This window comes from Streptomyces sp. NPDC088400, from assembly GCF_044753355.1.
Lineage (GTDB): Bacteria > Actinomycetota > Actinomycetes > Streptomycetales > Streptomycetaceae > Streptomyces.
This window is the reverse complement of record NZ_JBIVMZ010000002.1, coordinates 385,213-402,855: the sequence shown is the minus strand read 5'-3', so window position 1 is coordinate 402,855 and position 17,643 is coordinate 385,213. Positions and strand designations below refer to the sequence as shown.

14 protein-coding genes, 1 pseudogene and 1 CRISPR repeat array (1 of these 16 only partly in view) are annotated in these 17,643 nt (G+C 67.5%); of the genes and pseudogenes, 5 read left to right on the top strand and 10 right to left on the bottom strand.

Going from position 1 to position 17,643, the window contains the following annotated elements; genetic code table 11:
- Positions 1-570: direct repeats of the CRISPR family, unit length 16 nt; unit sequence CTCCGCGCGAGCGGAG (it extends 619 nt beyond the left edge of the window).
- 389 nt (positions 571-959) lie between these two features.
- Positions 960-1,394 (bottom strand): pyridoxamine 5'-phosphate oxidase family protein, encoded by a 435-nt coding sequence (locus ACIQD6_RS06725; protein WP_401878927.1) that lies wholly within the window; start codon positions 1,392-1,394, stop codon positions 960-962.
- 710 nt (positions 1,395-2,104) lie between these two features.
- Here ACIQD6_RS06725 and ACIQD6_RS06720 point away from each other — a divergent pair.
- From ACIQD6_RS06720 to ACIQD6_RS06710, 3 genes are read left to right on the top strand one after another with little or no spacing between them, the layout of a single operon-like run.
- Positions 2,105-2,575 (top strand): hypothetical protein, encoded by a 471-nt coding sequence (locus ACIQD6_RS06720; protein WP_401878924.1) that lies wholly within the window; start codon positions 2,105-2,107, stop codon positions 2,573-2,575.
- 3 nt (positions 2,576-2,578) lie between these two features.
- Positions 2,579-3,718 carry an MAB_1171c family putative transporter gene (locus tag ACIQD6_RS06715; RefSeq protein WP_401878921.1) on the top strand — a complete coding sequence of 380 codons (1,140 nt, stop codon included), beginning with the start codon at positions 2,579-2,581 and terminating at the stop codon, positions 3,716-3,718.
- Entirely contained in the window at positions 3,712-4,902 is a 1,191-nt protein-coding gene (locus tag ACIQD6_RS06710; protein WP_401878918.1) for an amidohydrolase family protein, read from the top strand. Before ACIQD6_RS06715 ends, ACIQD6_RS06710 begins: the two co-directional genes overlap by 7 nt.
- A gap of 1,405 nt (positions 4,903-6,307) precedes the next feature.
- On the opposite strand, the gene ACIQD6_RS06705 is transcribed toward ACIQD6_RS06710, so the two are convergent.
- The 4 genes and pseudogenes from ACIQD6_RS06705 to ACIQD6_RS06690 form a co-directional block, all read right to left on the bottom strand.
- Positions 6,308-6,961, bottom strand: coding sequence for a hypothetical protein (locus ACIQD6_RS06705; RefSeq protein ID WP_401878915.1), 654 nt, complete (start codon positions 6,959-6,961; stop codon positions 6,308-6,310).
- Positions 6,962-6,992: 31 nt separating this feature from the next.
- Positions 6,993-8,444, bottom strand: a complete 1,452-nt coding sequence (locus ACIQD6_RS06700; protein WP_401878914.1) for an alpha/beta hydrolase — start codon at positions 8,442-8,444, stop codon at positions 6,993-6,995.
- Between the two features lie 260 nt (positions 8,445-8,704).
- Entirely contained in the window at positions 8,705-9,421 is a 717-nt protein-coding gene (locus tag ACIQD6_RS06695) for a MerR family transcriptional regulator (protein WP_401878911.1), read from the bottom strand.
- A 175-nt stretch (positions 9,422-9,596) separates the two neighbouring features.
- Positions 9,597-10,716, bottom strand: a pseudogene (locus tag ACIQD6_RS06690) (rRNA adenine N-6-methyltransferase family protein).
- Between the two features lie 117 nt (positions 10,717-10,833).
- Between ACIQD6_RS06690 and ACIQD6_RS06685 the strand changes: the two are divergent.
- Entirely contained in the window at positions 10,834-10,998 is a 165-nt protein-coding gene (locus ACIQD6_RS06685) for a DUF397 domain-containing protein (protein WP_401878908.1), read from the top strand.
- A gap of 228 nt (positions 10,999-11,226) precedes the next feature.
- Here the strand turns inward: ACIQD6_RS06685 and ACIQD6_RS06680 are convergent, their stop codons facing one another.
- Positions 11,227-11,631 (bottom strand): MerR family transcriptional regulator, encoded by a 405-nt coding sequence (locus ACIQD6_RS06680; protein WP_401878905.1) that lies wholly within the window; start codon positions 11,629-11,631, stop codon positions 11,227-11,229.
- An 81-nt stretch (positions 11,632-11,712) separates the two neighbouring features.
- Here ACIQD6_RS06680 and ACIQD6_RS06675 point away from each other — a divergent pair, with 81 nt between their 5' ends.
- Entirely contained in the window at positions 11,713-12,531 is an 819-nt protein-coding gene (locus ACIQD6_RS06675; protein WP_401878902.1) for an alpha/beta fold hydrolase, read from the top strand.
- An 87-nt stretch (positions 12,532-12,618) separates the two neighbouring features.
- Here ACIQD6_RS06675 and ACIQD6_RS06670 read toward each other — a convergent pair whose 3' ends face one another.
- From ACIQD6_RS06670 to ACIQD6_RS06655, 4 genes are all read right to left on the bottom strand, one after another.
- Positions 12,619-13,515, bottom strand: a complete 897-nt coding sequence (locus tag ACIQD6_RS06670) for a geranyl diphosphate 2-C-methyltransferase (protein WP_401878899.1) — start codon at positions 13,513-13,515, stop codon at positions 12,619-12,621.
- Between the two features lie 17 nt (positions 13,516-13,532).
- Positions 13,533-14,804 carry a family 2 encapsulin nanocompartment cargo protein terpene cyclase gene (locus ACIQD6_RS06665; protein ID WP_401878896.1) on the bottom strand — a complete coding sequence of 424 codons (1,272 nt, stop codon included), beginning with the start codon at positions 14,802-14,804 and terminating at the stop codon, positions 13,533-13,535.
- A 318-nt stretch (positions 14,805-15,122) separates the two neighbouring features.
- Positions 15,123-16,535: a family 2B encapsulin nanocompartment shell protein gene (locus tag ACIQD6_RS06660; RefSeq protein WP_401878893.1), complete on the bottom strand. Its 1,413-nt coding sequence runs from the start codon at positions 16,533-16,535 to the stop codon at positions 15,123-15,125.
- A 234-nt stretch (positions 16,536-16,769) separates the two neighbouring features.
- Complete coding sequence (locus tag ACIQD6_RS06655) at positions 16,770-17,621, bottom strand: phosphotransferase (protein WP_401879554.1); 852 nt, start codon at positions 17,619-17,621, stop codon at positions 16,770-16,772.
- Positions 17,622-17,643: the final 22 nt, after the last annotated feature.

Sequence of the window (17,643 nt, the reverse complement as noted above, 5' to 3'; positions counted from 1 at the left end):
CGCGCGAGCGGAGGTCACCCGGCCAAGCCCAACGACCGTCTCCCCATGAGCATGTCGTCTCCGCGCGAGCGGAGGTCACCCGCGGCCTGAGTGGCGCCCTACCGGCCTGGATCCGTCGTCTCCGCGCGAGCGGAGGTCACCCGTTGGTCGGGGGAGGTCATGAGTACCCCGGGTCGTCGTCTCCGCGCGAGCGGAGGTCACCCGTCACGGAGTGCCTGAACCGACCTCTCGGACCGGTCGTCTCCGCGCGAGCGGAGGTCACCCGACATCGGCCGCCCCGGGTCCCCACCCCGATCAGTCGTCTCCGCGCGAGCGGAGGTCACCCGGAACAGGTTGTAGTGGATCGACGCCACCGTTGGTCGTCTCCGCGCGAGCGGAGGTCACCCGACGCTGGGCCTGGTCGCGTTCTTCGTGCTGCCGTCGTCTCCGCGCGAGCGGAGGTCACCCGGTGTAGTCGGTCGATCCGAAATCGGACGCGAGGTCGTCTCCGCGCGAGGGGAGGCCACCCAACACCAGTGGTTTTCTCGGATCTACTGGTGGTGTCGTCTCCGTGCGAGCGCAGGTAGCTGCGCCGAAGGTTCCGTAGCCCATTCGACGCTGCCATCACCTCGTCGTCCACAGCCTACATCGCCAAGCCGTTGAGGGTTAATGCGGCGGAGAATACGAGGAAGGGGCGAATGCGGGCTACTGACCCGCTGACGTTGGCTGTTCGGCGGGGTATGCAAGGGCGGGTGGCCAGGGCGCGCGCAGGCCAAGGGCGAGGACGGCGACCACTGCGAGGATCATCGCCAGGAAGCCGTACGTGGTACGCCAGGTGAGGTGTTCAGCAAAGGGTGCCTTCAGGCGCGAAGACGGTCGGTCCACCCCCGCAGAGCGAAGCGCCGGCGGGCCCACACGCTGAAGCACGCCGAGACTTGGACCCACGTTCACGAGGGAATGCAACGAAAATCCGAGCGTGATTACGTGACGGCAGCCTGGGGCCTGGGCACATCCGCACGTCCCATGGCCCGGTCGATCGTAATCTCGATGACCACGCGCTCGGGGTTGGGGGTCGGCGTGCGTCCATATCGGGCTCCGTAGCGGGCCACGGCATCAGCGACTACGTCTGGGTGAGTGCGGACCTCCGCGACGCCTTCCAGAGTTGCCCAGCGCCCTCCCTCTACTTGGCAAACAGAAACGCGAGCCTGACCGGGGAGCGCCCCCAGGATGTTGGCCACCTTCTTGCTGGATTTTCCAGTGATGACTCGCGCAATCCCGGCTTCGAAATCGACGGTCACGCCGACCGGCACGACGTGCGGGCGGCCGTTGGGGCGCACCGTCGTTAGCGTGGACAGGTGGTACTCATTCCAGAACTCAAGGTAACCAGCGCCTCGATCGCACATTTCGGCAGACATGACCGAAAGAGTAATAGCGAGAGACGAGAGAAACCCCTACCGTCCCGGAGTGACTACAGCCACAACCTCACAGCAGAGTCTGCCTGTGAGGTTGATAACGGCAGCGAGCAGCCAAAACGAATGCACCAAAGGGGTGGTGTGAACATGACGAGTCAGAAGACTCGCAGCTCACACGCGTGATCCATTCCCACAATAAGCCGTCCGCCGCGATCGACACGGCGATAACCAAGCGGCGAGCTGCGAATATGACGTTACTTCAGATAATCCCTGATCCGAGGCGTGCCGTAGTGTCCAAGACGGCTCCCGGTAGCTCCGTCGAGACAGCTTGTCGATCACGATGCTCGTTTGCGCGCTAGATCATTTGGGTGCCATTGGAAGGTGCGCTCACGTCCCGTGACCCAAGCCGCTCTGCCCTCGGCGCCTGTGATCATTTGCGTGCTCGCAGGTCAGAAGCGGCCCGGGGTCAGAGTGCTGTCGACACGGGCGCGGCTGTCGCTCGGCTCCGTGTGGAAGCCGTCAACCGCCGGTACGAACAGGGATTACTGATGTGGTCAGGAAGGCGTAGTCGCAACGCGGCTGAGCCCACTGCACAAGGCAGAACTACTCATCGGCGGTTGGGCCGTTGGCGCACGGCTGGTAGACGGACGGCGGAGAAAGACCTGCACCGCCAAATCCGGCGGGAGTTGCGTGCTCTCGACATCGGCCCTCCGATGGACGTAGAAGAGCTGTGCCGAGCACTGGGCAAACGCCGTGGACGACCTATTGATCTTCGGCCGGTTGCCCTTGAGAAGCCGGGCCCGTCCGGGGTGTGGGTCGATTTCCCTCAGATGGACGTGATCTTCTACCAGCAGGAGACCACGCGTCTGCACCAAGATCACATCATCCTGCACGAAGTGGGTCACCTCATCGTGGCCAAGGATGAAGAAGTCGCCCAAAGGGAGAAAACCCCTGATGACTTCGCCGAGGGATGGAAGAACCTGATCCCGGTGGTCGATCGTGGGCTGATCCGTCGTTTTGCTCGGCGCTGCTCGTACGAATCCGGCGAGGAGTGCGCCGTTGAACTCGTGGCCACCATCCTCTTGGAATGGTCTTCGGTGTTCGAACGCGAGGCGCCGTTGCCGGCGGACCCCTCTCTCCGGCGCATCCAGTCTGCCCTCGAAGGCCGACGAGGGTGGATCTAGCCCGTGCCCGAGCTACTCCTCCTCATCGTGGCCGCCGTCCTGTGGAAGCTCTACCACCTAGCACGAGACCCTCGCGACGCGCCTCTTCGCTCGGTCACGCTGTGCCTGCTGTGCATCGCCCTGTCCTACCCTCTGGCCATGCCCGGTGGCGCCTCCGGATTCGATGCCGTGGCCGCGCATGGCGCCGCGAAGCTGCTCCAGAACATTCTGCTTCTGCTGTCGGCCTACTTCTTGATGTGCTTCTACCTGTACTCGGCAGACAGGCAGGCCGGACGCCGAGCCCGGTGGGAAGCCGTCGTCGTCGCCCTGGTGGCGATGTCGATCACCGCGGCCGTGGTGTCGGTCCCTCATGAAGTTTTCGTCGGTTCGTACAGCACTGCCGATATGACGATCCCGCAAGTTGCCTTTTTCTACGGCGTCGCCGGCGTCTACAACACGTACGCCCTGGGCTCCGCCGCACGGTGGACTCGCCGCTACGCCAGCAAATCGCGGCGCCCCCATTCCACCGGTCTCTGGATGGCCGCGATCGGTCTCATCACGACGGCCGTGGCCTGCGCGATACGGCTGGTCGTCGTCATCATCCGGTGGAGCGGTGAAACCGTTCCGCAGCCGTTCATGGCTGGGGTGGCCTTCCTGCTGGCGGCGTCCATCCTCCTCTTCGTGGCAGGTGTCACCTACTCGGGTGCGAGTACGAGAGCGGCGTCCCTTCGGCTCTGGCTCCGGCATCGCCGTGACCACCGTCGCCTTACCCCGCTGTGGCAACTGCTGTCGGAGGCATATCCCGAGAACGTGCTGCACCCAGCCTCGCCTTCTCTTCGAGACCGGTGGCGGGCTCACGGTGTGCATCGGCGGTACCACCGGAGGATGGTGGAATGTCGCGACGGACTCGTGGACACCAGTCCCTACTGGGTTGAAGACGAGTACGGCGGCTCTGCGCTCGACCTTGCCCCCGACGAACTGGCCGACCGGCTCCGCCAGGCGGTCGCAAGGATCGGGCAGGGCGAGCCCGCACCACGTCCGGCCGTCCCGCTGGCAATGTCTCTGGGACGCGACCGGAAATCGGACGTCAAACAACTGATCGCGGTGTCGGACGCGCTTCGCGCTTCCGCACCGTCATCCAGAACCAAGGAGACGCCATGCTGATCACCGCGGACCGAGTCCTGGTGGGCTCCGGAAAGTATCTGGAGGACGGCGCGGTCCTCATCGAGGGCGACTCGATCACCGCGGTCGGTCCGCGGGAACAGCTCGCTGACCAGGCCGACCCGAACACGACGCGCCTCGCGTTTCCCGGCACCCTCATGCCCGGTCTCATCGACGCACACATCCACCTCGCGTTCGACGGCGGCACCGACCCCCGAGCCGTCTTCCAAGCATCCAGCGATAAGACCCTGATCCAGGACATGCGCCGCCGCGCGGAGCAGCTCCTCCTCAGCGGGGTGACCACCGCGCGGGACCTGGGAGACCGCGACGGATTCGCGCTTCGCGTGGCCGCGGAGATCGCCGACGGGCGCACGCCAGGACCTCGGATCGTGTCGGCTGGTACGCCCGCCACCCCGCCCGGAGGGCACTGCTACTTCCTGGGAGGCGAGGTCTCCGGGGCGGCCGAGGTTCGCGACCTGGTACGGCGCAACATCGCGGCAGGTGCCACCGTGATCAAGGTCATGGCCACCGGCGGCGGACTGACCAAGGACGGGCCGAGGAGCTGGCAGAGCCAGTTCTCACCGGAAGAGCTTGAAGCCCTTGTGGGCGAGGCCCACCAGGCCGGCGTGCCGGTGGCCGCGCACGCACACGGAGCGGACGGCATCGCAGCGTCCGTGAAGGCTGGCGTAGACACGATCGAGCACTGTACGTGGATGACCGCCGACGGCTTCGACCTCCGGCCCGACGTTTTGGCCCGAATCGTGGAGCAGGGAATCTTCGTCTCTCCCACCGTGAGCCCGCACTGGCAGATGGCCGCCCGCTTCTTCGGCGAGGAGCGGACAGAGGCGCTGTTCGACGGAGTGCGGCAGATGGCGAAATCCGGTGCCAAGATCATCGTGGGGACCGACGCGGGAGTCGGCCGTGCCGGTTTCGACGGGCTCGCCTCGGCGCTGGGTTTCTACGCGCACCTGGGCCTGCCGAACAGCAGGGTCATCGACATGGCGACAATCGACGCGGCTGACGCACTGGGCCTGAGCACGGTAACCGGCCGGATCGCACCCGGCTTCCGGGCAGACCTGCTGCTCGTCGACGGAGACCCACTCACCGATCTCGGCGCGCTGAAGGCGGTCAGGGTCGTGTTCGCCTCGGGTAGGCGTCATGAGCCGCGCGACACCGACCAGGCATAGCTGAGAGCAGTTGTCCGGGGCAGCGGAGGCGCCCCGGACAGCTCCTACTCATTCGCGTCCGGCTCCCGCTGCTCCAACTCCACGATCAAGTCATTGATGAGCGACATGGCACTCGCCGACAGCCCTTGCGTACCGCCCCGGGTTCTGACCCTCCCCCACAGCCCCTTTGCGTGCAGCTGACAAGAGCCGGAGTCCCTCATAGACCTGACGGGCCACGACATCAACCGACTGGAAGTACAAAGAGGAGACCCCGAAGAAGGCGGCCAAACCGTCGAGGACGACTGGGTGGGCAGTCTCCACAGCGCCGGTCCGAAGAGCTTCGACGTCTGTCTCTGATACGACCTCCGCTCCCGCATAAGCGTTGACCGCGTCGGCGATTTCGCCATCAACAGGGAAGTCGGAACCTGACTATTACTCCAAACTGGTTCGGGTTCTGGGCCCGTTGCGGGTATGAGCGATCTGGCGGGGGGACACGCGGCATCTGTCGCCGTCGACGCAGAGGACCGGCTGCGGGCGGTGGCCGCGCTGATGGCGGGGCAGAACCGTGAGGTGATGGGAACAGTGTTCGGGAGGGGGATCCACCGGCCCGCGTACTCGCCCCGTATCACGATGCCGTCGCCTCGCTCCCGGTAGATGGCATGCTGCCGTCGCAGAAGCGCGGTGAGGTGTTGAGCGGCGTCGCGGGGCAGCGGGGATTGTTCCCTCTCTGCATAGGGTCTGGAGTATGAACACCCAACATATAGAGCGGACGGCCATCGCCTGGCAGCAGTTGACCGAATGGCTGCGCGTGCACGCTCCCACCTCGCACGCTTCGATTCTGCCCCCGGCCACCGAGGCCGAGGTTGAGGAAGCAGAAGGCCAACTCAGGCATTACTGCGGGTACGGCTTCTTGCCCGAGCTGGTCGCCCTCTGGGCGATGGCCGGCGGGGTGCGGCAGCTCGACATTGAGGAGTACGACGAAGAGGGCGAGGTAGCCACGGGACGGTTCCTGCCTCACGGGCTGCTGCTCACCCCTTCTCAGTCGATCCGGCCGCGGTTGGCCGGCTTCGACCGCCAGGGCAAGGACTACTGGGAAGGCTCGCAGTGGGCTGCCCCCTTCGGCAACTACCGCGAAGCAACCGACACCGGCTTGTACCTGTCGGCTGCCGGCCTCGGTGAGTGGAGCAGCTACGAGGGCTTGTTCATGGAAGAGCCGTTGTATGCGTCGATCGCCGCCTACCTGGAAGCCATCAATCGAACGCTCGGCGAAGGCCCAGCAGACCTGATGGGCTCCGAGGTGCCCGGCATCGTCTACGGCTGCCTCATCTGGCAGAACCCGCAGGATCCGAGGCTGGACGAGACGTTCGCCGACTGGCGGCCCGCATGCTTGAGGTCCCGGAATGTTTGGGGTACCTGGACAGTCGCCTCAGCCCGCCCCGCCGTCGAGCAGCCGGCTGTAGCGCAGCCGCAGCGCCCGCTCCGTGCTGGCCACCAGAGTGCCCACCCCCATCGTGATGTTGAGCCATGCCGGCAGATGGATGGGCGAGGTGAAAGTCCCGATGTGCTGGGAGACGACGGGCACCTGGGTGAGCTGTTCGATGAGCTGTGAGATGAGGAGTGCCAGGGCGATGACGAGCACGATCACCGAGACGAAACCGATCCAGCGGCTCAGCGCGGGGTGCGCGCGGTCGAGGCGCGCTCGGCGTCCCTCGGCTGAGTCGGGGTCCGGGACGAGCTGATACTCGGCCCCATCGGCGGTGACGTAGTGGCAGCGCTTGAGCCCGAAGGCGCTCATCCTTACTTCGACGGTGCCGCCTCGGACGGGGAAGGCGGCAGGGAGTCTGGACTCGGCGTGACGCCTGCCATCGAGGTACAGGTGGGCTTTGACCTCGCCGGACGACTGGTTCTGCCAATGCCTGACGTCGACGGCGTAGACCGTCTGCCGGCCGGCATCGTCCGTCAGCCGAAGATAGAACAGTGCGCGGAAAAGCAACTGCCACCAACGGAAACGCTTCAGCGCTCGCCCGTCCCCCGGCTTGACCCGCTGCGCGGCCCGACGACGCCGCCACTCCGTGAACATGTCTCCGCTCCCGCTTCCGAGCCCGCTCCGGCTACTTGCCTGGCTCCGCCGCGCAGGCGAGGTCCTGTGACGGGCGCTGTCCGGCGGTCAGGAACGCCGTCACCGCGTCCTTCGCGCACGTGTTGGGGCTGAACGGATAGACACCGTGGCCGCCCTGGTCGGCCGTCACCATCGTGGCCCGCTTTCCGAACGCCCGCCGCAGCTCCTGGGCGCCTGCCAGCGGCGTGCCCGGGTCGCGCTCGTTCTGCACCATGAGCACGTTCGACGGTCCCCGGTCGCCTATGCGCACCGGCGGCTCGACCCGTTCGGCCGGCCAGAACGCGCACGGTCCGATGCCGGCCGTGGACGCGCCCAGCATCGGGTATTTCAGCCGGTCGACCGCGACACTCCGCTGATACTCCCGGACCGTGCCCGGCCAGCGCGTGTCGCCGCATACCACTGCGAACCGGGCGGCAAAGAAGTTGTCCATGTCCGCCGACGGCGGGTCGATCGGAAGCGGCTGGTCCGTGTCGAGCGCCCGCCAGGTCTCGGCCAGTCGGGGCATGCTCGCGTCGGCGTAGAGTTCCCCGAACGTGATTCCGCGGAACAACGTCCCGTCGACGCCCCGGACCGGGTTCGTCTCCAACCGCTCCGCGAGATCGAAGAACTCCGCGGTCACCTGCTCCGGTGTGGTGCCCAGACCGTACTCGGGGTGCGCGGCCGCGAACGCCGCGAAGTCCGGGAACCGGTCCTCCAGTCCGCGGGCGAGCAATCGCATGGCCGTGAAGTCGTAACCGCCGGGGCCCAGGTTGCTGTCGAGTACGATCCGGTCGCTGCGCTGGGGGAACATCGTCGTGTACACCGCGCCGAGGTAAGTGCCGTAGGAGGCACCGAGGTACGAGAGCTTCGGCTCGCCGAGTGCCGCCCGGATCCGGTCCATGTCACGCGCGGTGTTCGCGGTGGTGGTGTGCGGCAGCATCCACGCCGTCCGCGAGGTGGTGCACTGCTCGGCGATGGTCCGCGCGTGCACCGCCTCGCGCGCGACATCGGCCGCGGTGTGCGCGTACCGCGGGAAGTTGCCGCGTGCCTGCTGCTCCGGCGTCAGATCGCAGGCCACCGGCGAGCTGCGGGCGACGCCACGCGGGTCGAAGCCGATCACGTCGTAGGAGTCCAGCACCTTCTGCGGCAGCCCCGAGTCGGAGAGAGCGGCCGGGTAGCCGAGTCCCGTAACGCCGGGGCCGCCTGGGTTGGTCAGCAGCACGCCGCGGCGCTGCGAGGGGTTCTTGCTCGCCAGCCGGGAGATCGCGATCTCGATCTGCCGGCCGTCGGGATCCCTGTAGTCCAACGGGACTTCGAGCGTCGAGCACTCAAGACGGGGCGCGGCGACCTTCTCCGGGCACGGGCCCCACCGCACGGTGTCCGGCGTCGCCGCCACCGACACTCCCGGAATCGTGGTTGCTGCCACCGCGGTGACAGCGAGGGCGAGGGACAGAGTTCTGTGCATCTGATGGTCCTCCTCAAGGACGTACGAGGGCGTACGGGCGCGCACGGGTGTGCGGCGGGAACGGGCGGGCTTGGGACGGCGCTACTTTGCGGACACGCCTAGGGTCTTTCGTTTGGATCAGGCCGGATCAGGGAGCGGGGTCTGGTGCCGTGGATCGCAAGGCGGAGGAGGGAGGCGACGCGGAGCGTCGTGGAGTGACGACAACGCGGCGAGGCGCGGCACCAGGGCACGCGAGCCCGGCAAGATCCAAACGAGAGGCCCTAGCCGTTCATGCGGATCAGTACGTCGATCTGGGCGGGGTTGTAGAGATCGAGGGCGGCCAGGCCGAGCGCGTGCACGGCGAAGTCCTCTCCTCGGGGCGCGTCCGCGCACAGCTCCTGGACACTCGGGAACTCCGTGCGCACCTTGCGGACGGCGGGTACCAGAACCATCCGCTCGGCCAGGGCCTGACGGGTGCGCTCGTCGGCGTCGGCGGGCAGACGGTCGAACTCGACAAGGGTGGCGTCGGGCCCGGTCGTCCGCAGCATGGCCGCGTAGGCGTCGAGCACCGACTGGCCCAGAACCTGGCTCATGACCACGGCCATCGAACGGTCGGTCGCCGGGACTTCCGCGTCGGCGACGACCCTGGCCAGATCGGGCGGGAGGTCGGTCGACGCGGACCGGTCCAGGATCACGGCGATCTCGGCGCGCATCCCCCGCAACCGTTCGATGGACGCGGCCAGTTCGATGTCCAGCGCGCGCAGCGCCTCCTCGGGGTGTTCGTCGGCCTCGCCCAGCTCGGTGATCTGCTTCAGCGAGAGCCCGAGCCCGGTCAGGCGTGTGATGCGCAGTACGCGGACGAGGTGGGCCACGCCGTAGCTCTTGTAGCCGTTGGCCCGGCGCTCGGGCTCGGCGAGCAGGCCGACGTCGTGGTAGTGCCGTACCGCGCGCAGCGTCGTGCCGGCCAGCTCGGCGAGTTGACGGGTACTCCACCCCACGATGTCCCCCAGGACTCAGGTTTCCCGCGACGCGGACGCGTCGATGCCTCCAGTGGAACCCATGCCGCTGCGGCATGGTCAAGAAGACCTTGCCGCGGATACCGGCGGACACAGCGGGCAAGCCCCGCCCGCACGCCACGGAGGCAGTGCGCGGACGGGGCCGCTCGGAGTGGTCTCAGACCGGCCAGGAACCGGCCGGATCATCCACCCACGCGCTCTGCCCTTCCGCCGTCACGGTGAGCCCGAAGCGCTCGTATCCGGGTTTGCCCTTGCCCACCCATCAGGCGTAGGCCGAAGAGGCTTCCTCCCACAGGCGTCGGGGGCCGGATTGCCAGACCGACGCCGTGTCTCCGTCACGGAACATCACGCATGCCCACGAACGATCAGTGAGCCCGTAGAACCACACGGGTCGTGCACCGTCGCGCTTCTCTGCTTCGACATGGACGCAGTCGCGCAGTCTGAGACCCAAGACGAACCGTTGTGAGCTGAAGCGCTCCCCCATGAATTCGTCCTCCGTGATGGTGGTGGACGCCTTGTCACAGTCGGTCATGCCGCCGCTGACGAACTCGGAATGCACGATGGGCGCGAGCCGTTGGTCCCGTGCCTTCATGAACTCCACGGGACCTGTGAACTGCCCGGTGGCGCTCTCTCCGTCATCGGCGACAACCAACCGGGCCACGGCGTCACCGTTGCCGTAGTGAGTCCCCCACGGGACCACGATGACTCCGCCCGGTCGGCTCTGTTCCACCCAGGCGAAGGGGAGTTCCCGGAACCCGCACGTCGCGATGACGCGGTCATACAGCCCTCCTTCCGGATATCCCTTGAGTCCGTCACGGTTGATGACAGAGACCGGCAGACCGAACACGTTGAGCGCTGTTCGTGCCTCTGCCGCGACAACGGAATCAAGTTCCACCGTGACGACGTTCTCCGTCCTCAACCGGTGTGCCAACAGCGCGGCATTCCATCCGGAGCCCGTGCCGATTTCCAAGACACGATTGCCTGGTTGCACGTCCAGGTCCTGAAGCATCCGGAACACGACGGACGGCATGGACGCCGACGAGGTGGACAGCTCACCCGGTTCGGTACCGGAATGCCGGCCGTCGTCCCACTGCGTGACAACGGGAACGTCAGATGCCGCGTACCCGTACCAGGCCTCCGGCTCTGCCGACCGGGAGACGGCAACGCTCTGCCCCGTCTTCAGGTCGAACGGCCCACATGAGATCCGGCAGGAACGAGGCACGGGGTACAGCGGCGAACGAGGGAACCCAATCCGAGGAAAGGCCACCTCCAGCCATGAGGACGCGGCCCAGCACTGTACGGCTGAGGCACTCCTTGTGCGCGTCGGAGGTAACTGCTCAAGCAACCTTGGGCGGGTGGGGAACACCAGGACCACTGTCCGGGGAGGGCGGCCGATGAGGACCGGGGTAGGGCTCACCGGGCAACTTGTCGCCGCAAACCTCGCCGCTTCGCACGGTGTGGTTCCCGTCCGTGACAGCAAGGCCCCGTACGGCCCTCACCTCACACTGACCACCAAAGCCTTCACCGAACTCGTGGCGTTCGCCAAAACCCACCACTGAGCGCGCCTCTCCCCTCACGCCTGAACCCCGCCGCTTCACCAACGAAGCGGCGGGCGCGGGGAGTTGGCGCCTGGCGGCGGCTATGAGGCCGAAGTCCAGGGCGAGGCCGACGAGGTGCGAGCTGCCGAGGACAGTCTTGGCGGTGGCGAAGTCCTGGTCATGTTCCGGTCGAACCCCTACGATGCCTTCCGCCTCGCAATGGCAAGCCGCTCCATCTGGGGCTTCCCGTCAGCTTGCCTCGGCTACGCCCGGCTGAGGCGACCTCGGCGTCCCGGCGCCCCCTGGGGGCACGGCGGCGATGATGGTGTCGAGCATCGCGCGCGACGCCTGTAGATCCTCGATGGCGCGGGTGATCCGCTCGCCCTCCCGGCGCAGCTGGGCGAGCAGGTCCGGACAGGTGGGCACGAGGCGCTCGTCGTCCGCCCGGACGCACGGCAGAACCTGAGCGATCAGAGCGGTCGGCAGGCCTGCCGCCAGCAGACAGCGAATGCGGCGCACCGTCTCGACGTCCGACTCGCCGTAGACGCGGTAGCCGCTGGGCAGCCGCTCGGGCGTCAGCAGTCCTTGCTGCTCGTAGTAGCGCAGCAGCCGCTCATGGACCCTGGTGCGCCGCACCATCTCCTTCATACGCATGCCGCTCGCCCCCCTTCACGCTTCCGGCGCACACACCGCAACTTGACTCTGACACTGATGTCGGAGTTTAGCGTCGGCGGCATGACCACTGATCACGCGCTTCCCACCCCTCACCTCGATGTCCTCGTGCAGGGGCGCGGCCCCGCACTCCTGCTCGCCCACGGCGCCGGCGGCGGCATCGAGGGAAACTTCGGCCTCGTCCTCGACGACCTCGCCCAGGACCACACCCTCGTCGGCCCGCACTACCCGGGAGCGGGTGGCTCCCCTGCGGCCGTCGCACCACTGGACTTGGACGACCTCGCCGACCGCCTGGTCGCAGCCGCCGTCGCAGCCGGCCAGGACTCGTTCGCCGTCCTCGGGGAGTCCCTCGGCAGCGCCGTGGCCGTCCGGATCGCCACACGGCACCCCACCCGCGTCCGGGCCCTCGTCCTCACCGCCGGCTTCCCCACCGCTGACCCCGTCCTGGCGCTGGCCGCCCAGCTGATCAAGTCCCTTGCGGCCGCGGGTCAGTGGGACGACCTGGCACGACTCGTCCTCCTGTCCTGTATGTCCCCGGCGGACGTGGCGGACCTGGCGGACCTCGAACCGGCCGACCTCGACGCACCGGTCGCCCAGACCCTGGCCGCGATGCCGCCGGGCACGTTGGACCACTTCGACCTGGTGTCCCGCGTGGACATCCGGACCGACCTGGCGAAGGTGTCCGCACCCACCCTGGTGGTGGTGCCGACCGGCGACCGGCTCGTACTGCCCGAGAGCTCGTACCGTCTGGCGGCCGGCATTCCGGGCGCCCAGCTGATCGAACTGCCCGGCGCCGCCCACGTCCTGAACGCGGCAGACCGAGCGACCTGGCTCCGCCACGTCCGCGAGTTCCTCGCCGTTCTCCCCGCCACGTCGGCGTGAGCGCACCGCTCCTCACAGATCAGGCCGGTCCGCCCCCACGTATCGTGACCGCTCCCCGCGACCGGGCAAGTCCTGCCGGGACAGCCCTCAGACGCGGTCGGCTGCGATCAGGAGGTACTGGAAGGAGCCGTCCTTGTAGGAGTTGATGAACGCCTCCTCAATACCTGTGACCAGCGAGGACGTGGCCCGCAGTTCCCAGTAGGGCAGGGTCTCGGGAGTGAGGTCGATGACGGCATGCGGTACGAGGCGGTTGTCGGCCATGGCGCGCAGATACTCCCGGCGGGAGTGGATGTTGCACTCGAAGTGCGCGTTGATCTGGGAGACCCACTTCGACGGCTGGCCGTAACGCGGGTTCCAGCAGCCGGTGATGGTCACGTAGCGGCCACCTGCCGCGAGGACGCGGGAGTGCTCGGCGAAGAGGTCGTGCAGGTCGACGTACATGCTCGACTCGTTGTTCCACGAGGCCGCGGCCTGCCCGGTTTCGAAGGGCGTATCGAGCATGTTGCAGACGCGGGCGCGAACGTGGTCCTTGATGCCGAGTTCACGGGCACGCCCGTTGGCGAAATCGGCCTGCTTGGCCGAGAGTGTGACGCCCTCGACCTTGCATCCGAAGCGCTGGTGCGCCATCACCATCGAGCCGCCGCGGCCGCAGCCGGCGTCCACGAGCGTGTCGTCGCGGTCAATGGGTCCGAGGTGGTCCAGGAGGAGTTCGGCCTGTGCCGACTCCAGACGGTGGAGCTCGGCGATCAGCTTCTTCTCGTACGCGCTGTTCGCGGCGTCGCCAAGAGCCGAGTGGTCGACGTCCCCGATGCCGTAGTGGTGGTGGTACAGGCCGTCGACGTCGCCGAGACGCAGGTTCACGGGCCTCGCCTCGCCGTCCCAGTAACGGGCGATGTCCTCCTGATAGGGCGTCACCGGGGCGGGGATGAACACGGAGGTGCCGGTGGAGGCCGAGTCGGTGCTGGTCAGTTCGGTGCTGGTCACAGATGAATCCATTCTTCTCACCAGAAGTCGGGCAGGCTGTAGCGGTAGGTGTTGGTCTGGTGCCAGTAGTGGTTGCCGTCGACCCACACGGCCACCCCTCGCAGAAAGCGCAGCACGCTCGGGACGGGGCAGGCGGCGGCCAGGGCCGCGGCTTCGGCCTCGAAGTCACGCATGAGGTCGTTGTGCACCTCGACCGCCTTGAGATAGGCCTCGCGGTCGGAGACGTCCTCACGTTCGGCGATCACCACCGGCAGGTTCAGGTGCCGGCCGGGGCCGGCGAGTTCCTTGGTGTACGAGTACAGGTCGTTCACGATCGTGGTGGCGTTCCCGGCGAGCGCGATGACCCGCTGCATGGCGGGCTGGGCGTGCAGGTCCGCCGGGAGTTCGTAGCCGCCGACGGTGTCGGTGATGGTGGGGCAGGGGCGGAAGTTGTTGAACTGGCGCATCGCCAGGTACTCCCACACTTCAGGGACGTGGTCCTGCTGGGCCCAGGCGGCCTCGGCGAGATACCCCATGTGCAGCCGGGCCATATCGTGCCGGAACCGGTCGGCCTGAGAAGGGCCGGCCTTTTGGAGGAAGTACTCCATGGCGGAACGGTATGCGCGTCGAGGTGCGTCCGACCGAAGAGACTCCGCCCACTGCGGCTGGTACTCCTTCGTCGTGTACAGGGGGTCTAGGGCGGTGTGCGCCAGCAGAAGGCGTTGGCCCAGGCCGACGGGCGAGCCCCCGTGGTCCTCGCAGTAGCAGTCGTCCACCGCGTTCTCGGCGACCATCAGGCGCGTGGCGAGCATCAGATGGTCGACGGTGGGGGCGTCCGGATGGCAGGCGACCATGTAGCGCCCCACGGAGAATCCGTCGAACTGATCCTCCCAGTCATCGGGGTACAGATCGACCTCGTCCAACGCCCAAGCCTTGATCCTGCGGCTGACCTCCTCCACTCGCACGGAGTCGGGCTCCGGCACAGGGTGGTGATAGAGGCTCGGGATCGGCCGGCCCTCCGTAGGCGTCGGCGTCGGCTCTTCGTGCCGGGCGAAGTACAGGCCCGCCGTGCCCAGACCACTGGGGCCACGCAGGATCCGTCGCAGCTCCGCGGTGGGTGTACGGACCTCGGCGGCAGGGACCTCCACGGGGGCCGGGGCGGCGGATGAGGAAGGCGCCAGTGGGGGGCCGCCGGTGGCGGCCTTGATGTCGCGGGCGCGGGCGGCGGCGTCGGCGAGGACGTGCGCCCCGAAGCGGGAAGCGGCCGCGGGCAGGCCCGATTGCACTGGGAAGGGCTCAGGGTTGGGCATCCACAGCTCCTTGACGGGAGGGGGGAATCGTCCGGATTCTGGGCACGCTCGGCCGGCCTGGAGGGTCCACGTGCCCTGGGGTTTTCCGTTTGGATCAGGCCGGATCGGGGAGCGCCCGCCGCGTCAGCGGCTGGTGTCACCGTTGGTGCCGTGAATCGCAGGGCGGAGGCGGGAGGCGACGCGGAGGGAGCACCTCCCACGCCCTTGAGGCAGCGGGCGAGTCGCCGACTGAGGACAACGCGGCGAGGCCCGGCCCGCCGCGTCAGCCGCTGATGTCACCGCGGGCACGCGAGCCCGGCAAGATCCAGCCGAGAGGCCCTAATCGTGCCGACTGGCGATCTGCACGTTCTCCAGTACGCCGAGCGCGTCGGGCACAAGGACGGCGGCGGAGTAGTAGGTGGTGACGAGGTAGGAGATGATCGACTTTTCGTCGATGCCCATGAAGCGCACCGACAGGCCCGGTTCGTACTCCTCCTGGAGACCCGTCTGGCGCAGACCGACGACGCCCTGGTTGTCCTCGCCCGTGCGCATGACGAGGATCGAGCTGGTCTTCTCCTTGGTGATGGGGATCTTGCCGCAGGGCAGGATCGGGACTCCGCGCCAGGCCGGGACCTGCTGCCCGCCGAGGTCGACGTGGGTCGGGTAGAGGCCGCGTCGGTTGAACTCACGCCCGATCGCCGCGATCGTCCTGGGGTGGGCGAGGAAGAACTTGGAGCCGCGGCGGCGGCAGAGCAGCTCGTCGAGATCGTCCGGGGTGGGTGGTCCCGAGTGGGTCTGGATGCGCTGCTTGAAGTCGGCGTTGTGGAGCAGACCGAACTCCCGGTTGTTGACCAGCTCGTACTCCTGGCGCTCGCGCAGCGCCTCGATGGTGAGCCTGAGCTGCTCCTCGGTCTGGTTCATCGGCCCGTTGTAGAGGTCGGCGACCCTCGTGTGGACCCGCAGAACGGTCTGCGCGAGGGAGAGTTCGTACTCGCGTGGTTTCAGTTCGTAGTCGACGAACGCGCCGGGCAGTTCGGGCTCGCCGGTGTGGCCGGCCGACATGGCGATCTCCGCCTCGCCGTGACGATTCTGCCGCTTGAGCGGAAGCGAACTGAACTGCTGGACATGGGCCTGGAGGCTCGGCGCCGCGGACAGTACGGCGGCGAAGTCGGCGCGGGACAGGGTGAGCAGGGTGCCGGCCGTCTCGGCGGTGGCGGTGGAGTCCCACCGGGCGTCCGTATCCAACAGGGCGTGGTCGCCGAACCGGTCGCCGTCGGCAAGTACGGCGACGGCCACTTCGTCGCCGTACTTGCCGACGGAGGTCTGGCTGATCCGGCCGTGGGCGATCAAGTGGATCCGGTCGGCGGGCGCACCGCGCTCGACCAGCCTGTCGCCGGCACGGAAGTCGTGCTGCACGCACCGGTCGGCGATCGCGGTCAGCACCTCCACGTCCTCGAAGCCCTGCAGAAGGGCCAGTTCGCCCAACTCCCGGGGGATCACCCGGACGTTGGCACCGTCCTGGACAAACTCCACGCGCCCGTCACCGACGGTGTAGCTCAGCCGACGGTTCACCCGGTAGGCGCCACCCTTGGTCTCCACCCAGGGCAGCATCCGCAGCAGCCAGCGGGAGCTGATCTCCTGCATCTGCGGGGCAGACTTGGTCGTGGTGGCAAGGTTACGAGCAGCCGCGGTACCCAGGCTGGACTGCCGGGGCTGCTCCATCTGTCCCTCCAGGCCGGTATCAACAGTCATCGGGCGCGCTCTCCTTCGTAAGGGCGGTGACCGACGGGGGTCTCGCGGCACCGGGAACGGGAAAAAGAGGGGCAAACAACCTGGAATCCGTCCAGATCTCTGGGAACAGTAACGGCCGGTGCACCCAGTCGGTCCAGAAAAACCGGTGACATTAACTCGATACGATGATCGTGCCCTGGGCGAGGTTTACCCGGATGGCCGACGGTATTGGGCTACAACCTCGAAGGTCCGCGATCAGCGAGGGGTATCCGGGCCGCCGCCGTCGAGAGCCGCGCGGATCTGGCTGAGCCACTCCGTGCCCAGCCGGAGCCCGTCGGGGAGTTGGTCGCCTCGGTCCCAGCGCCACGTTGTGATCATCGCCAGCACGAGGATCCGGCACTCGCGCAGCACGTCGTGATCGACACCCGGATAGTGCTCGCCGACTTCTTCAGGCGCATGGGCGAGGTCGAATTCGACGGGCCCACGGCAACACGTCTCAAGGTCTGTGAACAGCAGCCCGTTCTTCGTGGTGAGCACGTTGCCCGGGTGCGGCTCGCCATGCAGCAGTTGCTCGGGGCCGCCGCGCTCGACGATCGCTCTTCTCAGGTTTCGTAACGTGTCGCCGAGCAGTCCCCGGTCCGCGTCGGCGAGCGCCGGAGTGCGGTCGCGGTCCGCCACGAGTTGTTGAGCCTGCGCGACTCGATCGGTGAACCGCGGCACAGGGACATCGAGTTTGCGCATGCCGGCATGCAGCCGCTCAAGCGCGTTGGCGTAGGGGGCCGGTGAGACCTCCAGAGGTGTCACGGGTTCGTAGTAGGTCCAGAGCGTGACGACGAAACCGTCGCGCTCATAGACGCGTGGCTCCACCCGAGGGTCGAGAGCGGCCACAGGGCACCCGGCCTCGGCGAGCCGCTGAGCAAGATCGACTTCGAACTGTGCGACGTGGTGCGCTACGGGTGCCACCCGGGCCAGGACGTCACCAGGCAGCAGACGCAGAGTGAGCTTGTTCGAGTCATGGAGAACGATCGCGTCGTCGACAGTCAGGTCAAGCGATGAGGCGATCGACAGGGCGGCGGCCACCGCACGCGGGACTTCTGACGCCTGCATCGTCGCCCGGCCTCTCTCCATT

Coding starts and splice junctions, on each gene's coding strand:
- ACIQD6_RS06725 (WP_401878927.1), bottom strand. CDS start 1,394: ATGTCTGCCGAAATGTGCGATCGAGGCGCTGGTTACCTTGAGTTCTGG.
- ACIQD6_RS06720 (WP_401878924.1), top strand. CDS start 2,105: ATGGACGTAGAAGAGCTGTGCCGAGCACTGGGCAAACGCCGTGGACGA.
- ACIQD6_RS06710 (WP_401878918.1), top strand. CDS start 3,712: ATGCTGATCACCGCGGACCGAGTCCTGGTGGGCTCCGGAAAGTATCTG.
- ACIQD6_RS06705 (WP_401878915.1), bottom strand. CDS start 6,961: ATGTTCACGGAGTGGCGGCGTCGTCGGGCCGCGCAGCGGGTCAAGCCG.
- ACIQD6_RS06700 (WP_401878914.1), bottom strand. CDS start 8,444: ATGCACAGAACTCTGTCCCTCGCCCTCGCTGTCACCGCGGTGGCAGCA.
- ACIQD6_RS06685 (WP_401878908.1), top strand. CDS start 10,834: ATGAGGACCGGGGTAGGGCTCACCGGGCAACTTGTCGCCGCAAACCTC.
- ACIQD6_RS06680 (WP_401878905.1), bottom strand. CDS start 11,631: ATGCGTATGAAGGAGATGGTGCGGCGCACCAGGGTCCATGAGCGGCTG.
- ACIQD6_RS06675 (WP_401878902.1), top strand. CDS start 11,713: ATGACCACTGATCACGCGCTTCCCACCCCTCACCTCGATGTCCTCGTG.
- ACIQD6_RS06665 (WP_401878896.1), bottom strand. CDS start 14,804: ATGCCCAACCCTGAGCCCTTCCCAGTGCAATCGGGCCTGCCCGCGGCC.
- ACIQD6_RS06660 (WP_401878893.1), bottom strand. CDS start 16,535: ATGACTGTTGATACCGGCCTGGAGGGACAGATGGAGCAGCCCCGGCAG.
- ACIQD6_RS06655 (WP_401879554.1), bottom strand. CDS start 17,621: ATGCAGGCGTCAGAAGTCCCGCGTGCGGTGGCCGCCGCCCTGTCGATC.